Here is an 18,205-nt window from a genome sequence, read left to right as displayed (position 1 = left end):
TCCGAGAAACGGACCCGACTCCCAGGAGCGTTCTCATGAGCAGCACCGTCGTCGACGTCACCGACTCCGACTTCGAGACCCAGGTGGTGAAGGCGCCCGGTCCCGTGCTCGCGGTCTTCCGCGCCGAGTGGAGCGGCGTGTGCCGGGCGCTGGACCCGATCCTCGCCGAGGTCGCGCAGGAGTACGCGAACCGGCTGACCGTCGCCCGGCTCGACATCGACAAGAGCCCCCAGACACCCCCTAAGTACAACGTCACCGCCATCCCCACGCTGTACGTGTTCAAGAACGGGAAGATCGTCGCCACGAGGATCGGACCGTCCTCCAAGAACGACGTGGTGCAGCTGATCACCCCGCACCTCTGAGCCGTTCTCCGGCGTATGTACTGTGCGCCAATGACGAGAAGCGAACGGCTCGCCGAGCAACTTGACTGGTACTGGCACAGGAACCTGCGGCCCCGGCTGGACGGTCTCACCGACGCCGAGTACTTCTGGGAGCCGGTGCCCGACTGCTGGAGCGTCCGTCCGCGCGGCACCTCGACCGCACCGGCGCCGGTGGGTTCGGGAGCGTGGACGCTGGACTTCGCGCTCCCCGAGCCGGTGCCGGCGCCGGTGACCACGATCGCCTGGCGGCTGGCCCACATCGTCGTCTCCTGCCTCGGCTACCGGGTCGGCTGGTACTTCGGCGGCCCGGACGTCGACGCCGAGACGTTCCCCTACGCGGGCACCGCCGACGAGGCGCTGCACCAGCTCGACGAGATGTACGGCCGCTGGAACACCGGCGTCCGCGCCCTCTCGGACGCCGCCCTCGACAACCCGCCCACGGCAGGCCCCGAGCAGTTTCCCCTGGAGAACAGGGTCCTGCACGTCAACCGCGAGCTGATCCACCACGGCGCCGAGATCTCTCTGCTGCGCGACCTCTACCTCCACCAGAACACGCCCGCACCCCGCCGGACCTGACCCTCCCCCCTGAACCCCGTCCGGTCGCCCTCAACAGGCCGCCGGGGCCGGAACCGGTCCGGCCGATACCGGGGAGAGGGAGCCGAACGCCGAGCCGGCGGACTTCCTGCGCACTCGCCGGGCCCGGCACGCCGTCCGCGCAGGCCCTCGCCCTCCTCGCGAGTTGGAGCGTGCCCGCCGCCGCTCGGCGGGCGGGCTCCGTGCGTCCGGAGCGAGGACCTCGTTACCTCACGTCCGGACGTTCCGCAGGCGGCGCCTGACTCCGAGGACGAGGGCCGCGCCCGCTGTCAGCAGGGCCAGGGCCGCCACTCCCCACAGGGGGGAGATCCGTCGGCCGCCGGTGTCGGGCAGGGGGCGGACCGGGGAGTGGGGGGTGATCGTGGCGTGGCAGGCGGGCGCGGTGGCGCCGGGCGGGCAGTTGCTGCCGCTGGGGCCGCCGGTGACGGGGACGTCAAGGGGCGTGCCGGGCGGCGGGGTGCCCCGGTAGGTGACGGAGAAGGTGATCGTCGCGGGGTGGGAGCAGTCGGCGGGCGCGGTCCCGGTCCAGGAGACCTTGCCGGAGGCGTAGGTCGCCTTGCCCGTGGAGGCGCGCTCGTCCCGGTTGTACGTCGCGTACTTGAGGACCTGCGCGAGGTTCGCCGAGGCCGTCGCGCCCGTGTAGGGGACGCCGGTCGTGCTGCACACGGTGACCGTGTAGGTCACGCGGTCGCCGGGCTTGGGGCGCGGGTTGTCGACGGTGATCTTCACGGCCAGCTCGCCCGCGCGGACCTTGATCCTGAAGTCCTCGACCTGGCCCGCGCCGCCGTATCCGGTGGGCCTGGGGTCGGCGGGCAGGGCCCGCCGCACGGGGACGGCGCGCAGCTTGCCGCCGACGCGGACCACGGCCCGGGTCTCCCCGGCCGGGAGCTCAGGCTGAGCGCCCGGCGGGACCTGCTCGCCGTACAGCCGCAGCCGCAGGTAGGTCGTGCCGGTCTTCGTGAACGTCGCGTCGGGCCAGCTCAGCGCCACGCTCTTCGCACCGTCCGGCACGGTCCGCAGGACGCGCTCGCCGCGCGAGAAGACGCCGTCGAGGTCGTGGTCGAGCCAGGCCGCGAGCAGGGTCGGTGTGCCGGTGGTGTTGGTGAGGTCGACGGTGGTCCGGTAGCCGGTGCCGCCGGAGTAGGCCGCCGGGAGGGACGTCGGGCCGCGCCCGGTGGTCCGGTTCAGGCGGGGGCCGTTCGGGGTGCCGTCGACGCCGGCCACCGGGCCGTCACCGAGGCCGAGGCCGGGGACGATGGCGTGGTAGGGGCCGTTCGCCGAGATCGTCGTCCCGTAGGAGTTCGGGGCCTCGCCGAAGTCGTACCGCGGTGTCGTGACGGTGGCCCCGCACCCGGCGGGGTAGCCGGCGTCGGCGGTGTTGCCGTGACACGTCGTGTTCGCGCTGGCGCCGGTGATCTGGTTGACGACCTGACGGCTGCCCGCGGTGGGGACCGCGTTGGCCATGTAGGTGTACGTCACCGTCGCGGAGGCGCCGGCGGCGAGGTCGCCGGTCCAGGTGAAGGTGTGGCCCTGCTGAGCCGTGACCGTCCCCGAGGTCGCCGTCGGCGGCGCGATCGCCCGCTGGTTGACCAGGTTCGCGCCGGCGGTGAGCTGGTCGGTGTAGGTGGCGCCGGGGTAGTCGGCCTTGCTGTCGTTGGTCGCGACGACCGTGTACGTCAGCAGGTCGCCGGGGAGCGGGTCGGTGTCGTTCACCGTCTTGACGATCGTGAGGTGCGGGACGTAGCTCGTACCGCTGCCGCCGGTCGCGCAGCTCGGATCCGTGGATCCGGCGGGGCAGTTGGAGCCGGGGACGTTCGCGGCGACCGTGTTGGCGAGGTCGCCGTCGCCGGTGTTGGTCGTGTCCACGGTCACCGAGTACGTCAGGGTGATGGTCGCGCCGCCCGGCACGTCGCCGGACCAGGTGAGCTTCGGGGCCGTGTAGGTGACCGAACCTGCCGTCGCCGAGGCGTCGTTGGCGTAGGCCGCGTCGTCGAGGACGCCGGTCAGGTCGTCGGTGTAGGCGGCGTTCGGGTAGTCGGAGGTGGTCGGGTTGGTGATCGTCACCTGGTAGGCGACCTTGCCGCCCGGCAGCGCGGCGGGCGTGGTCTGGGTCTTGGTGATCCGGAGGGTCGGCACCGGGTCGGACGTCGTGGAGCAGCCGCTCACGCTCGGCGTCGTGCAGTTGGAGCCGGGGCCGGTCGAGGTGACGGCGTTGGCGAGGACACCGTTGCCGAGCCTCGCCGGGTCCGAGTCGACGGTCACGCTGTAGGTGACGGTCGCGGTCTGGCCGACCGGGATGTCACCGGTCCAGGTGAGGTGCGGGGCGGCGTAGTCGACGCTGCCCAGCGTGGCGGCTGCGTCGTCGCCGTAGGCCGCGTCGTCGGTGACGTCGCTCAGGTCGTCCGTGAACGTCGCGCCCTCGTACTCGACGGTGCCGGTGTTGCGGACGGTCACGGTGTAGGTGACCTGCTGGCCCGGCAGCGGGCTTGTCGTCGAGGCGGTCTTGGTGAGGGAGATCTGCGGGATGCCGACGGTGGCCGTGCAGTCGGAATTGGTCGTGCCGGTCGGGCAGTTGGTGTCGGGGGTGGAGGTGACGGTGTTGGTGAGGGACTGCGAGCTGGTCGAGGGGTTGTTGATGGTGACCGTGTAGGTGGTGGTCACCGTCTGGCCCGCCATCACGTCACCGGTCCAACTCAGCTTCGGCGCCGTGTAGTTCACGCTGCCGGAGTCGGCGGAGGCGTCGTCGTTGTACGTCGCGTCGTCGAGGACGCCGCTCAGGTCGTCCGACCACGAGGCGCCCGTGTAGGTGGCGGTGCCGGTGTTCTGCGCGGTGATCGTGTACGTCACCGTCGAACCGGGCGCGGTCGAGGCTGCGCTCGACGTCTTCGTCAGGCGCAGGTTCGGGACGCCGTCGCCGGACCGGCCGCCGGTCGAGCAGGACGCGGTCCGCTTGCCCGCCTCGCAGTTCGAACCCTGGGGTCCCACCACGGAGTTGACGAGTTTCAGGTTGCCGGTGACGGGGTTGTTCACGGTCGCGGAGTAGGTGAGGGTGACCGTCCGGCCCGCCGGGACGTCGCCGGTCCAGGTGACCTTCGGGGCGGTGTACGACACCGAACCGGCCGTCGCCGCTTGGTCGTTGCCGTACGTTGCGTCGTCGATGACGTCGGTCAGGTCGTCCGACACCGAGGCCCCGGTGTAGGTCGCCGTGCCCGTGTTCTGGATGGTCACCGTGTACGTGACCTTCGTGCCCGGTACCGGGGTGCCGGTGGACGCCGACTTGGTGATCGACAGTTGAGGCACCCCGGCGGGAGAGGGTGTGCAGGCGTTGGCCGTGCCGCCGCTCGCGCAGGTCGCGTCGGGGGTGCCGGTGACGGTGTTGGAGAGCGACTTGTCGCCGGTGTCGGGGTCGTCGACCGTCGCGGAGTAGGTGACGGTGGCGGTCTGTCCGGCCGGGACGTCGCCGGTCCAGGTCAGTTTCGGGGAGGTGTAGGACGTCGTGCCGAGGGAGGCGGTGGCGTCGTCGTTGTAGGCCGCGTCGTCGAGGACGCCGGTCAGGTCGTCGGACCAGGTGGCGCCGGTGTAGGTGGCGGTGCCGGTGTTCGTCGCGGTGATCGTGTATGTCACCTTCTGGCCCGGCAGCGGGTTGTTCGGGGTGTAGGTCTTGTTCAGGACCAGTTGCGGGGAGCCGGTGCTGGTGGCGCAGGCGGCGGCCTGGGAGCCCGGCGCGCAGTTCGAACCGGCGGGGCCCACCACGGAGTTGGTGAGGGTCTTGTCGCCGGTGTCGGGGTTGTTGACGGTCGCGGAGTAGGTGATGGTCGCGGTCTGTCCGGCCGTGAGGTCTCCGGTCCAGGAGACCTTCGGGGCGGTGTAGGTGGCCGAACCGACGGTCGCCGTCTGGTCGTTGCCGTACGTCGCGTCGTCGATGACGTCGCTCAGGTCGTCCGAGAACGACGCCCCGGTGTAGGTGGCGGTGCCGGTGTTCTTCGCGGTCACCGTGTACGTGACCTTCGTGCCCGGGACCGGATTCGCGGGTGAGACCGTCTTGCTCAGGGCAAGCTGCGGGATGCCGTCGCCGGGCTGGTCGCCGGTCGCGCAGGAGGCGTCCTGTTTACCGGTCTCGCAGTTCGAACCCGGCGGGCCCACCACGGAGTTGACCATCTTGCCGTTGCCGGTGTCGGGGGTGTTGACGGTCGCGGAGTAGGTGAGGGTGACCGTCCGGCCCGCCGGGACGTCACCGGTCCAGGTGACCTCGGGCGCCGCGTACGACACCGAACCGGCCGTCGCCGCTTGGTCGTTGCCGTAGGTCGCGTCGTCCAGGACGTCGGTGAGGTCGTCCGACACCGAGGCCCCGGCGTAGGTCGCGGTGCCCGTGTTCTGGATGGTCACCGTGTAGGTGACCTTCGTGCCCGGCGTCGGGGTGCCGGTGGACGCGGACTTGCTGATCGACAGCGTCGGGACACCGGACGGGGTCGGTGAGCAGGCCGGGTCGGTGGAGCCGGTGGCGCAGTTGGAGCCGGGCGGGCCGGTCACCGTGTTGGCGAGCTGCTTGTCCCCGGTGTCGGGGTCGTCGACGGTGACGGAGTAGGTGATGGTGGCCGTCCGGCCGGCGGTGAGGTCACCGGTCCAGGAGAGGTTCGGGGAGGTGTAGGAGACGGCGCCGGTGTCGGCGTTCGCGTCGGAGTTGTACGCGGCGTCGTCGAGGACGCCGGTCAGGTCGTCCGTCCAGGAGGCGCCGGGGTAGGTGCCGGTGCCGGTGTTCTGGACGGTCACCGTGTACGTGACCTTCGAGCCGGGGACGGCGCCGTTCTGCGGGGTGTAGCTCTTGGCGATCTTCAGGCGGCCGATGCCGGAGGACGAGGAGCAGTCGGTGTCGGTGGTGCCGGGCTCGCAGTTGGAGCCCTGGGGGCCGGTGACCGCGTTGTTCAGCCGCTGGTCGCCGGTGCCGGGGTAGGTGACGTTCACGCTGTAGGTGATCGTCGCCTGGGCGCCGGGGTCGAGGGTGCCGGTCCAGGTGAGTTTCGGCTGCGCGTACGTCACCGAACCGGCCGTCGCCGAGGCGTCGTCGTTGTAGGCCGCGTCGTCGAGGACGCCGGTCAGGTCGTCGGTGACGACGGCGTTCGGGTAGGTCGCCGAGCCGGTGTTCTGCACGGTCACCGTGTACGTCGCCGTGCCGCCCGCGACGGGGCCGGCCGGGGAGAGGGTCTTGGTGATGTGCAGTTCGGGCAGGCCGTCGATGGCGGCGGAGCAGCGGTTGTCGGTCGAGCCCTGCTCGCAGTTGGAGCCGGGCGGGCCGACGACGGTGTTGGTGATCTTCCCGTCGCCGGTCGGCGGGTTGTTGAGCTTCAGGGCGTAGGTGACGGTCTGTGTCTGCCCCGCCGCCACGTCGCCGGTCCAGGTGACCTTGGGCGCGGTGTAGGTGAGGGCGCCGTCCCCGGTGGTGATGCGGTTCAGCCAGGTCGCGTTGTCGAGGACGCTGGTCAGGTCGTCGGTGAAGGCGGCGTCGGAGTAGTCGGCGTTGCTGGGGTTGTGGAGGGTGACCGTGTAGGTGACGGTGTCGCCGGGCAGGGGGTTCGCCGGGGCGACGGTCTTGGTCATGGTCAGCGACGGCACGTCGTACGGGCCCGCCGTGCAGGCCGGGTCGGTGGAGCCGGAGGCGCAGTTGCCGCCGGGGGTGGGGCTGACCAGGGTGTTCTTGAGGACCTGGTCGCCGGTGTCGGGGTCGTTGACGGTGATGCTGTAGGTGATCGTCGCCCGGGCGCCGGGGTCGAGGGAGCCGGTCCAGGTGAGGGTGGGCGCGGTGTAACTCGCCGTCCCCGTCGAGGCGCCCGCGTCGTCGTTGTACGCCGCGTCGTCCAGGAGTGCGGTCAGGTCGTCGGTGAAGGACGCGGAACTCACGGCCGCCGTGCCGGAGTTGGTGACGGTCGCCGTGTAGGTGACGGTGTCGCCGGGCTTCGGGGTGGTCGTGGACGCCGACTTGGTCATCGTGAGCTGCTGGACCGGCACCGGTGACCGGTCGCCGCAGTTCGGGTCGGTCGAGCCGGAGGCGCAGTTGGTGTCGGGGGTCGAGGTGACCTTGTTGACGAGCTGCTTGTCGCCGGTGAGGGGGTTGGCGAGGGTGACCGAGTAGGTGGTGGTGGCCTTCGCGCCGGCGGCGAGATCACCGGTCCAGGTGAGGTTCGGGGCGGTGTAACTCGCGGTCCCCGACGAGGCGCCCGCGTCGTCGTTGTACGTTCCGTCGTCCGTGAGGTCGGACAGGTCGTCGCTCCAGGTGGCGCCGGGGTAGGTGGCGGTGCCGGTGTTCTGGGCGACGACGGTGTAGGTCACCGTCTGTCCGGCGGCGGGCCGGGCCGGCGTGAACGACTTGGTGATCTTCAGCTGGGGGATGCCGTTGCCGGGCTGGTCGCCGGTCGAGCAGGCGGGGTCGGTGGAGCCTGCGGCGCAGTTCGAACCGGCGGGTCCGGTCACTGAGTTGACCATCTTGCCGTTGCCGGTGTCGGGGTTGTCGACGGTCGCGCTGTAGGTGATCGTCGCCGTCTGCCCGGCCGGGAGGTCGCCGGTCCAGGTGACCTTCGGGGCGGCGTAGGAGGCCGAACCGACGCTCGCCGCTTGGTCGTTGCCGTAGGTCGCGTCGTCGATGACGTCGGTGAGGTCGTCCGAGAACGAGGCCCCGGTGTAGGTCGCCGAGCCGGTGTTCTGGACGGTCACGGTGTAGGTGACCTTCTCGCCGGGCTTCGGGTTCGTGTCGGAGACCGTCTTCGTGAACGTCAGCGCCGCGACGTTGTTCGTCGTGGTGCAGGGGGCGCAGTTCGCGTCGGGGGTGGAGGTGATCTGGTTGACGAGCTTGTTGTCGCCGGTGTCCGGGGAGTTGACGGTCGCCGAGTAGGTGATCGTCGCCGTGGCGCCGGCCGCGAGCGTGCCGTTCCAGGTCAGCTTGGGGGCGCTGTAGGACGTCGTGCCGGTGGAGGCGGCGGCGTCGGCGTTGTACGTCGCGTCGTCGAGGACGCCGGTCAGGTCGTCGGACCATGAGGCGCCGGGGTAGGTGGCCGTGCCGGGGTTGGTGAGGGTGACCGTGTAGGTGACCTTCTGGCCGGGGTTGACGGTGCCGCTGGCGTCGGTCGCCTTGCTGATCGTCAGGCGGGGGATGCCGCCGCCGTTGTCGTCGGAGCAGTCCGGGTCGGTGGAGCCGGGGCCGCAGTTCGAACTGGCCGGTCCGGTCACGGAGTTGTTGAGGACCTGGTTGCCGGCCGGCGGGTTGTTCACGGTCGCGGTGTAGGTGACGGTGACCGTGCCGCCCGCCGGGACGGTGCCGTTCCAGGTGAGCTTCGGCGCCGTGTAGGAGACCGAACCGGCCGTCGCCGTGGCGTCGTTGTGGTAGGTCGCGTCGTCGATGACGTCCGAAAGGTCGTCCGTGTAGGCGAAGTTCGTGGCGTCGCCGCCGCCGTTGTTGGTCAGGGTGACCGTGTAGGTGACCTTCTGTCCGGCCTTCGCGGGGGCGGGCGAGGACGTCTTCTTGATCCGCACGGCCGGGCCGTTGGTCGTGACCGACGCCGTGCACGGCGAGGAGCAGTTGCTGTCGGTCGTCCCGGTCGGCGGGGTGACGGTCGCGGTGTTGGTCTGGTTGCCGGACGTCGAGGCGGGGACCGTGCCGGTGAGGGTGTAGGTGATCGTGCCGCCGGGGGCGATCGTCGGCTTGTCGCTGATGTTGCCGCTGCCCGACCCGGCGCCGCACGAACTGCCGTTGCCGGCCGCGCAGTTCCAGCCGAAGTCGGAGAACCCGCCGGGGAGCGTGTCCGAGACGGTGGGCCCGGCGGCCGTGGACGGGCCCGCGTTGTTCACGATGACCGTGTAGGAGAAGGACTGCCCCGGCTGGTAGGAGGTCGAGGATCCCGTCTTGCTGATCGACAGGCCGGTCCTGGGCCCGCTCACCTGGGGCGAGGACGGCGGTGAGGTGTTGTTGCCCGGCGTCGGGTCGGGCGTGGTGGAGGTGGACGTCGCCGTGTTGGCGATGTCGGAGCCGTCGCCGGTGTAGGAGGGGCTGATCAGGACCGTGATGGTGTTGGTCCGGCTCGCGCCGTTCGCGAGGGACGCGATCTGCGGGCAGGTCACGTTCTGGCCGGTCGCCGTGCAGCCCGTGGCCGAGGACACGAACGTGAGCTGCGCGGGCAGGGTGTCCGTGACGGAGACCTGCTGGGCCGCCGACGGCCCGTTGTTCGTGGTCGTGATCCGGTACTGGAACGTCTGCCCCGGCGCGACCGGCGTCCCCGTGGCCGCCTTGGTCGTCACGACGTCGGCGGCGATCGGATTCACCGTCGCCGAGGCGCAGTTGGCGGGGTGGGAGCTGTCGCAGGGGGACGGGTCGGTGCCGCTGGAGGTGGCCTGGGTGACCGCGTTCGTCTGGGACGTCGTGCTCGTCATCCGCGCGGTGATGTGGAGGGTCGCGCTCTGCCCGTTCGGCACGGTGCCGGCCGTCCACACGCCGGTGCCCGCGTCGTAGGCACCGTTGGAGTCGTCGCTGACGTAGGTGAGGCCGCTCGGGAGCTGGTCGGTGACCTGCACGTTCGTGGCGTCCGAGGGGCCGTTGTTGGTGACGGTGACCGTGAAGACCGTGGTCCGGCCGTAGCCGACGTCCGTCGGGTTCGCGGTCTTGCCGACGGTGAGGTCGCTGGTCCCGCCGGTCGTGGAGACCGTCGCGGGCGCGGTGTTGTTCGAGGAGACGCTGTCGTTCGGGCCGGAGACCACGATGCCGCCCGGCTGGGTGAGCGTGCTGTTCGGCGGGGCGTCGGAGGCGACGAGGACGCTGATCGGCAGGTTCCGCGAGGCGCCGCTCGGCAGCGAGGCGAGGGTGCAAGTCACCACGGTCCCCGCCGAGTTGGCGGTGCAGCCGGAGGGCTGGGTGCCGGACGCGGTCACGTTCGCCGGGAGTGTGATCGTGACGGTCACGTCGCCCTGCGCGTCGGCGGGACCGTTGTTCCTGACGACCACCGGGATCGACGTCGTCGTGCCCGGCGCGACCGTTCCGCCGGGGGCGCTCGGTGTGACGTCGTAGTCGGACTGCGGGACGATCGGGGGCGGGCCCGAACTCGCCGAGTTGTTACCGGGGTTGGGGTCGTCGGTGCTGGAGTTCGCGGTCGCCGTGTTGCCGATGTCGGAGCCGTTGCCCCGGTAGGACGACGCCAGCAGCACGGTGATCGTCCAGGACTGCGAGGCGCCCGTGGCCAGCGTCTGGAGAGGGCCGCAGGTCACGTTCTGGCCCGACGCCGTGCACCCCGAACCCGACTGGAACGTCACGTTGTTGGGGAGCGTGTCCGTCATCGAGACGCCCTGCGCGGAGGACGGGCCGTTGTTGGTGGTGGTCAGCGTGTACGTGTACGTCTGGCCCGGCGACACGTTCTGCGTGCTCGTCGTCTTCGCCGCCGCCAGGTCGGCCCGCGGGTTCGGCGGGGTCGTCGCGGTCGCCGTGCAACTCGCCCCGCATGTCGTGTCCTTGACGCCGGACGGCGGGGTCACCGTCACCGTGTTGGAGAGGGTGCTGGTGTCGCTGCCCGGTGTCGTGCCGGTGACCGTGTAGGTGACGGTGCCGTTCACCGCGACCGTCGCCGTCGTGTTCAGGTTGTTCCCGCTGCCCGAGGCGGCGCCGCAACTGCTCCCGCCGGCCGCCGTGCACGTCCAGGTCGTGCCGGACAGGTCGGAGGGGATCGTGTCCTGGATCGTCGCGTTCGTGGCGGGCGCCGGGCCCGCGTTGGAGACGGTGATCGTGTACGTGACCCGGTTGCCGGGGACGTACGGGTTCGGGGAGGCGGTCTTCGTGACGCTCAGGCTGGTCTGGGTGACCCACTGGATGACGACGGCGCCGTTGCCGCCGTTCGCCGTGGAGCCGCCGCCCGCGCCGACGCCCGAGGGGTACTGGGCGGAGCCGGTGCCGGCCGCCGCGCCGCCCTGGTTGTTGGTCGTCGCGTTGCTGCCGGCGGTCGTGGAGGCGTTCGTGACACCGGCGCCGGAGACATAGCCGGAACCGCCGCCGCCGGGGCCGTTGGGGTTCAGGGTCGGGGCGGAGGGCTGGCAGGAGCCGCCGCCACCGCCGTACCAGCCGCCGCCACCGCCGCCACCGCCCTCGCCGCCCCGGGTGGTCAGGGTGTTGTACCCGTTGCCGCCGAACCACTGACGGCCCGTCGGGTTGCTCGTGGCACCGCACTGGCTGCCGTACGCGCCCGCCGTACCACCCGCCGACTGCGTGCCGCCCTGGCCGGAGGTGTTGGTGTTGCCGTCGCCGCCCCCGGTGGTGCCGCCGCCCCCGCCGGACTTCGGGCTCTGCTGGTCCGCGCCCGGCGAGGCGCCGCCACCACCGCCCGCGATCAGCAACGGGGTGGTGAAACTCGCGCCGTTCCACAGCGCGGACATGCCGCCGCCGCTGGCGCCGGTCGCGGTGGACGGCTGCCCTCTGCCGCCCGCGCCGCCACCGCCGTACGTCGTCGCGGTCGAGTTGAAGACGCCGCCCTGACCGGCCGTCACGGTCAGCGCCTGCCCCGGGGTGACGGCGACGGTCCCCGTGGTGTAGCCGCCGCCGGCGCCGCCTACCTGGCCGGTGTAGTACGAGGCGTTGTCACCGCCGCCGCCCGCGCCCCACACCTGGACGTTCAGGCTGCTGACCCCCGTCGGGACGGTGAAGTTCTGGTCACCGCCCGTGTAGCTGAACAGCGTGCAGTCGGTGAACCCGGCGGACGGGGTGCAGGCGGAGGCGCGGCGGGTGCGCTGGGCGGGGTGGCGGACGGGGGCGTCCTTCTTCGCGCCGGACGCCTTTCGCTCCGTTTCCTCTTCTGAGCCGAAGGGTCCCGCCAGCACCAGGCCCGCCGGGGCGCCCTCGCTGACGGTCAGTTCGACCGACCGCACGGCTCGCGTGAACACCAGGTCGGCGCCGCGCTGTTCGCGGTCGAAGCGGTTGTCCCGGCGTGCGGTGATCTCGTCACCGGCGTCGGACGTGCCCTCGGCGAAGACGCCGTCCGCGCCGTCCCCGAGGAGGGTGAGCCACGCGGGGCGGGCCTCGGGGAGGGTGACGGTCACGGTGTAGGGGCGGCCGTTCGGCGCGGCGGGCAGGCGGAGTCCGCGTGCGCCTTTGCGTCCCGCGATCTCCTGCGACAGTTCGGTTGTCCGCCAACGCGGGCTCGGTGAGGGGGCTTTGCCGTCGGTGGGGGTCGAGGGCTGAGCGGCCTCGGGGGTGGCGGGAGCCTCAGAGCTCTCGGGGTTCTCGGAGGTCGCGCGGTTCTCGGAGGTCTCGGCAGTCGCGGGGGCCTCGGGAGCTTCGGCGGTGACGGGAGTCCCGGGTGCCTCCGGAAGTTTCCCTGCGGTCCTCTTCTCCGGCGTCTCGTCAGCGTCCTCCGCCGGGGAGGCCGGCGCCTTCACCGGGGACTCCGCGACACGCGTCTCCGCAGCCGGCGTGTGCCGCTCCTCCGGGGGCTCCCCCGCCTCGAACACCACCCGATACCCGGCGCCGTCCGAGAGCGAGTCCCCCAAGGACCCGGACGCCGCCGGCCAGTCCGCCAGCAGACGGGCGCCGCCTCCGCCCAGCGCGTCACGCGGCCCCGTGGGCTCGCCCAGGGCAGGCGCCGTGCCGATCCCGAGGAACAGCACGACGAGGGCCGCGAGGATGCGGCCCGGCCGGCGGGTGGTCTTCTCGTGCATCGCAGATCCTGTCGCGTGACGTGACGGAATGTCAGCCCTCGCGTTATTCACAGAACCCGGAGACGTTGATCACTTAAATGACTTTTATCCCCCGTCCGGCCCGTGCGCTCACCGCATCGGCGGAGACCTCGCTGAAGCCGACGGTTCGTCAGCGCGGGACGCGGCGGCCGAGGAACGCGGCCACCTGATCGAGGGCCGGAGCATCCTCGGGCACGGTCCGTGCCGGGGCGATGGATCCCCCGGCGGTACGCGGCAGCCCGTCGTAGATCTCGCGGACGACCGGCAGGGCGGCGCGCGCGATGCCGGGCTCCAGGTCCCGGTCGTGGCCGAGCGCGGCCGCGAGGTCCCAGCCGTGCACGAGCAGTTCGACGAGAAGCTGCTCGACCACGCGCCGGCCGGGGGCGGGCCCGAAGGAGCGGTCCAGCAGACCCGGTTGCCGGAACGCGTCACGGGCCTGCGCGGCGGCGGCCTCGAAGGAGGCGATGTGGTCGTCGCCGAGGTGGTCCTCGGTGTGGCCGTCGACGGGAGGCGTGCCCTGGGCCAGGCCGCCCCAGATGACGTTCTCCCACACCAGGTGGTCGAGCAGATCCCGGACGGTCCAGTCCGCGCAGGGGGTCGGCAGGTCGAACCGGTCCGGTGTCGTCGCGCGGACGAGCGCGGCGACCGTGTCCTGGACGCGCGTGAAGGCGTCCAGGACACCGCCCGGCCAGGGGTCGGTGGCGTCCGCGTAGAGGGTGTCGAGCCGGGCGTCGCGCTCGCCGGGCACGGGGTTGGCGCGCAGCGCGGCCGTCAGCCACCGGCCCTCCTGGGTGATCCCGGCGGGCGCGGGACGGCCGGCGAGGACGCACAGGAGTTGCCAGAAGCGTTCGACGGCGGGTTCGGCGGCGGCGGTGAGCTGGTCGTGCAGGAGCCGGCGTGCCGTGGCGCCGTCTTGGCTCACGGCCGGGTCGGTGTTCGCGCGGCTGGGCAGCCAGGCGGCGACGACGTCCGCGACGACGTGATCGGCGGCCGGGGAGTCCGCCGCCGTGCCGGCCCGCAGCGCGCGGCGGACGTGTGCGGTCCACGTGTCGGTGAGGGCGCGCATCTCCTCGGCCATCGCCGGGTCCTGCGGCGTCCGCCCCTGCCGGGCGGCGTACTCCCCTAGGCGCCGCACGGCGGGACGCAGTTCCCCGCCGGCGACCAGCTCGCCCAACTCCAGCCACGCGTCGACCTGTTCGTCAGTCGGGTCGTCCGGCAGGTCGTCGCCCGCCGCGAGGAGCCCGGCGCGGAAGTGGGGCACGTCCAGGTCGCCGAGCGTGTCGGTGAGGAAGTCGTGGACCAGCGCGCGGCGTTCGTCCGGGGACAGGTGGGCGGTACGGGTCATGAGGGCGAGTCCTTCGGGGGTGGTGCGGCGGGTGACGGCGCGCAGGACGGCGTGGCGGGTGCGCAGCCGTCGGATCTGCTGCTCGACGGCCTCGGCGTGCGCGGCGGCCACCTCCGCGAGGCCGTCCTCGTGGTCGAGGGCGGCCCGGATCTCGCCGAGCCCCAGCCCCAGGTCCCGCAGGGTGCGGGCCAGGTGCAGCCGGGCCACGCCGGCGGTGTCGTAGCAGCGGTAGCCCCCGGCGCTCCGGCCGGCCGGCGTCACGACACCCACGTCCGACCAGTGCCTGACCACTTTCACCGGCAGGCCGACCTGCCGGGCCACGGCGCCGATGCTCCACACGGGCCGCGCCCCGTCGTCCCTACGCATGCGCTCCACCCTCGACTCTCCCTCCGTAGGAGAGTCAAGCAGCACCTGTTCGCGCCGGACGCACGCTTCCGGATGGCGGGCGGAGGCCGGGTGGGCTGTTGTGGGAGGACGGCCCCGTAACGGCCCCGTACGTCCCCGGTCCCGAGGGAGCAGCCATGCGTGATCATCCCGCCCTCCGCCAGGCCATGGCCCGGCCGAACGTGCTGTTCGGCGGGGTGTACGGGGCGGTGCTGGCCAGTTCGGTCGTCGCCGCGCTCACGTCCTACCGGACCACCGAGTCCTCCGAGCGGCTGTACGACGCCAAGTGGCTGCTGGTGACGGCCTTCGCGGCGGCCCTCTCGCACGGGTACGCGCACCTCATCGCCCGGCGGGGTGCCGCCACCCACGCGGGGCTGCGCGGCGCCGTCCGTGTCCTGCTCGCCGAGTGGCCCCTCCTGGCCGCGACGCTTCCCACCGTCGTCATGCTCCTCGGCGCGGGCTGGGGCTGGTGGCGTTCCTCGGGCATCGAGTACGTCGCCTTCGGTTTCAACATCACCCTGCTGTTCGGCTGGGGTGTGACCGCCGTCCGCGCCGCCGGGCGCTCCTGGCGCTCCGCCCTCGCCGTCGGCTGCGGGGACGCGGCCCTCGGGGTGATCGTCGTGGTCGCGAACGCGGTGATCAAGTAGGCGGGGTCGGGGCCGACGTCTCGGGGGGCGTGTCTACCGCTGCTGCGGGATGTCCAGCGTCTGGATGAGCTGGGCCAGTTCCTCGGTGAAGAGTTTGTCCGGGGCGAGGGTCTGGGTGCGCAGGTGGCCGTAGATCTCCAGGGAGACCAGGCCGTGCAGGTGGCTCCAGATGCGCAGGGCGAGGGCGAGGGCGGCCGGGGGCAGGTCGGGGAAGGCGGGCCGGACCTTGTCGAGGAGGCCGGCGTCGAAGTCGGACCAGGTGAAGTCGCTGTCGGCGTAGCGGTGTGCGGTGTGGGGCCAGGCCGTGTCCGCGAGCGCGGTGATGCTGGTGCACATGCGGTGGGCGGCGTCGGGGGCGGGGCCGCCTTCCGGGGGGCGGTAGCCGGGGACGGGGTCGCCGTAGACGAGGCGGAAGCCCTCGGGGTGCTCCAGGGCCCAGCCCCGGAAGGCGTGGGCCCAGGCCCGGATGCGGGCGGCCGGGTCCTGCGTCGGGGCGTTCTCCCAGGCGGATTCCACGGTGTCGGCCAGCGCGGTGAACACGTTGTCGATCAGGGTGGTGACCAGGTCGTCCCGCGTGGCGAAGTACCCGTAGATGGCGTTGGCGGTCATGCCCATCTCGCGGGCGATGGCCCGCAGCGTGATCGCGTCGGGACCGCCGGAGGCCATCAGCCCGAGGGCGACCTTCTTGATCTCGGCGGTCGTCTCGGCCCGCAGCCGCTCGCGGCGTCCCATGCTCGTTCCCACGCCACGGAGTATACAGCGTCACTGTCCGGTACGCCGTAAAGTTACTTCACACCGTATAGCTTGACACTGCGGAAAAGTTAGTGCTCTCCTGTGGTGAGTGCTCGGCGTGCAATTCGACCGGGCTCCCTACCCCCGGGCTTCCCCATGCCACCGGGCTTCCCCACACCTCGGACAGGAGCGTCATGACCACCACCACACCCGCAGGACCCGCCTTCGCCGACGTCCTCGCAGCCGCCGGACTCACGCCGGACGGCACCGCCCCGACCGCCACCGCGCCGGACATGTCCCGCGAGCCCTCCGCCCAGGAGGCCGGCTCCGGTGTCGAGCACCACAAGGCCGTCGCCGTGGCCGTCCTGAAGGGGCTCTTCGAAGCCGGCGACACGCAGGTCGTGGACCGCCATGTGCGGCCGGACCTCGTCCAGCACAGCCCGTTCGTGCCCGACGGGGCGCAGGCCCTGAAGAACGCCGGGGGCGCCGTCCACGCGCGGTTCCCCGACGCCGAGTACCGCGTCCAGCGGGTCATCGCGCAGGGGGATCTGGTGCTCGCGCACTCCCACCTCGTGCTGACGCCGGGCACGCGGGGCACCGCCGTCGTCGACACCTTCCGGTTCCGGGGCGGGCGGATCGCGGAGCACTGGCAGGTCGCGCAGGAGGTGCCCGAGGCCACCGCGAACGGCAACGACATGTTCTCCACGGTCAGCCGGCCGCAGACGAACGAGCCCGGTCCCGCGTGGCTGACCCCGCACCACGAGAAGCTGGTGGCCGAGGTCTTCGACCAGGTGCTGGTGCGCAAGAACCCCGCGGCGGCCGACACGTACTACACGCCCGAGTACCACCAGCACAACCCGAACATCCCTGACGGACGGGACGCGGCCAAGACCTGGCTGGGCGCGTACTTCGACGCGTTTCCCCAGCTGTCCGTCTCGGCGCCGAAGCTGCTCGTCGCCGAGGGCGACGTCGTCGCCGTCCACAGCCACGGCGTGCCCGCACCGGGGCTGCGGGGCCTGGCCATCGTCGACCTGTTCCGGGTGGTGGACGGGAAGGTCGTCGAGCACTGGGACGTGCTCCAGGAGGTGCCGGAGACGGCGGCCAACGACAACACGATGTTCTGACCCGGCCCTCGCCATGAAGCGCGGGGTCGCCCCCCGTGCCGCTTCCACTCATTTCATTTCCAGAAGGAGTTCCGTTCTATGAGCCTGTCGTCCGTTTCCAAGAATTCCGCCCTTTTCACGCCGGTCTCCCTCGGTGAGATCCAGCTCGCCAACCGCGTTGTCATGGCGCCGCTGACCCGGTTCCGGTCGGGTGCCTCCGGGGTCCCGGGGGACCTGCTGGTGGAGCACTACCGGCAGCGGGCGAGCGTCGGGCTGATCATCACCGAGGGCACCTACCCGGTCGCCGGGTCACGGGTCTCCGTCGGACAACCGGGCATCGCCACGGACGAGCAGGGGGCCGGCTGGCGCCGGGTGACCGAGGCGGTGCACTCTCGGGGCGGCCGCATCGTCATGCAGCTCATGCACTGCGGGCGCGCCACGCACCCCGACACCAACGACGGCCTGCGCGTCGTCGCCCCCAGCCCGGTCGCGCTCCCGGGCCGGGCGCACACCCCGCAGGGCACGCCGCCCTTCCCGGTGCCCCACGCCCTGACCGCCGAGGAGGCACGGGCGACCGTCGACGGCTTCGTCGACGCGGCCCGCCGGGCGGTCGGGGCGGGCATGGACGGCGTCGAACTCCACGGCGCGAACGGCTTCCTGCTGCACCAGTTCCTCTCCCCCGCGACCAACCGGCGCACGGACGAGTACGGCGGCTCGCCGCACGCCCGCGCCCGCTTCGCCGTCGAGGCCGTGACGGCGGTCGCGGACGCCGTGGGCGCCGGACGGGTGGGGCTGCGCATCTCGCCCGAGAGCAGCTCCCTGGACGTCCTGGAGCCCGACCGGGACGACGTCCTCGCCACCTACGGCGCCCTGGTCGACCAGCTCCGGCCGCTGGGGCTCGCCTACCTCTCCGTCCTGCACGAGGAGCCGGCCGGCGATCTGGTGCGGGAGCTGCGCCGGCGCTTCGGCGGACCGCTGATCGCCAACAGCGGCCCGGCCTCGGCGACCACCCGTGAGGAGGCGGCCCACCTGATCGACGCCGCCCATGCCGACGCCGTCGCGGTGGGCCGGGCGCTCATCGCCAACCCCGACCTCGTCGAACGCTGGCAGGGCGCGCACCCGGAGAACGGCCCGCGGCCGGAGCTCTTCTACGGGGCGGACGCCGAGGGCTACAACGACTATCCGTTCCTCACGGCGGGCTGAGCGGCCGGAGCAAGTGGCTGGCCGGTATTGATCGTTGACACCCGAAGACGATCAGGGCTAGCTTCGGATCGCCTGATATCTGCTCACATGATGACAACAGATACTCAATGCCGATGAAGGGTT

General features: G+C 72.0%; 8 protein-coding genes. 5 read left to right on the top strand and 3 right to left on the bottom strand.

Translation table 11 applies throughout. The annotated features are described in order from the left end of the window. Positions 1 to 35: 35 nt before the first annotated feature. Both IAG44_RS38155 and IAG44_RS38150 read left to right on the top strand, forming a co-directional pair. Positions 36 to 362: a thioredoxin family protein gene (locus IAG44_RS38155; protein WP_187751629.1), complete on the top strand. Its 327-nt coding sequence runs from the start codon at positions 36 to 38 to the stop codon at positions 360 to 362. 30 nt (positions 363 to 392) lie between these two features. Further along, positions 393 to 956, top strand: coding sequence for a DinB family protein (locus tag IAG44_RS38150; RefSeq protein ID WP_187751628.1), 564 nt, complete (start codon positions 393 to 395; stop codon positions 954 to 956). 228 nt (positions 957 to 1,184) lie between these two features. Here IAG44_RS38150 and IAG44_RS38145 read toward each other — a convergent pair whose 3' ends face one another. Both IAG44_RS38145 and IAG44_RS38140 read right to left on the bottom strand, forming a co-directional pair. Beyond that, positions 1,185 to 12,650 carry a DUF7927 domain-containing protein gene (locus tag IAG44_RS38145; protein ID WP_187751627.1) on the bottom strand — a complete coding sequence of 3,822 codons (11,466 nt, stop codon included), beginning with the start codon at positions 12,648 to 12,650 and terminating at the stop codon, positions 1,185 to 1,187. 148 nt (positions 12,651 to 12,798) lie between these two features. Further along, the gene (locus IAG44_RS38140) at positions 12,799 to 14,379 is read right to left on the bottom strand and encodes a TIGR03086 family metal-binding protein (RefSeq protein WP_187751626.1); all 1,581 of its coding nucleotides are present in this window, start codon (positions 14,377 to 14,379) and stop codon (positions 12,799 to 12,801) included. Between the two features lie 155 nt (positions 14,380 to 14,534). On the opposite strand from IAG44_RS38140, the gene IAG44_RS38135 reads away from it, so the two are divergent. Then, positions 14,535 to 15,044, top strand: a complete 510-nt coding sequence (locus IAG44_RS38135) for a hypothetical protein (protein ID WP_187751625.1) — start codon at positions 14,535 to 14,537, stop codon at positions 15,042 to 15,044. 33 nt (positions 15,045 to 15,077) lie between these two features. On the opposite strand, the gene IAG44_RS38130 is transcribed toward IAG44_RS38135, so the two are convergent. Beyond that, a complete protein-coding gene (locus IAG44_RS38130) occupies positions 15,078 to 15,788 on the bottom strand; it encodes a TetR/AcrR family transcriptional regulator (RefSeq protein WP_246562399.1) in 711 nt (236 codons plus the stop codon). Positions 15,789 to 15,970: 182 nt separating this feature from the next. On the opposite strand from IAG44_RS38130, the gene IAG44_RS38125 reads away from it, so the two are divergent. Further along, positions 15,971 to 16,900, top strand: a complete 930-nt coding sequence (locus IAG44_RS38125; protein ID WP_187751624.1) for a nuclear transport factor 2 family protein — start codon at positions 15,971 to 15,973, stop codon at positions 16,898 to 16,900. A 78-nt stretch (positions 16,901 to 16,978) separates the two neighbouring features. Beyond that, complete coding sequence (locus IAG44_RS38120) at positions 16,979 to 18,082, top strand: alkene reductase (protein WP_187751623.1); 1,104 nt, start codon at positions 16,979 to 16,981, stop codon at positions 18,080 to 18,082. The last annotated feature ends 123 nt before the right edge of the window (positions 18,083 to 18,205 follow it).

Source organism: Streptomyces roseirectus (assembly GCF_014489635.1).
GTDB classification, from domain to species: domain Bacteria; phylum Actinomycetota; class Actinomycetes; order Streptomycetales; family Streptomycetaceae; genus Streptomyces; species Streptomyces roseirectus.
This window is presented reverse-complemented; position numbering and strand designations above follow the sequence as displayed.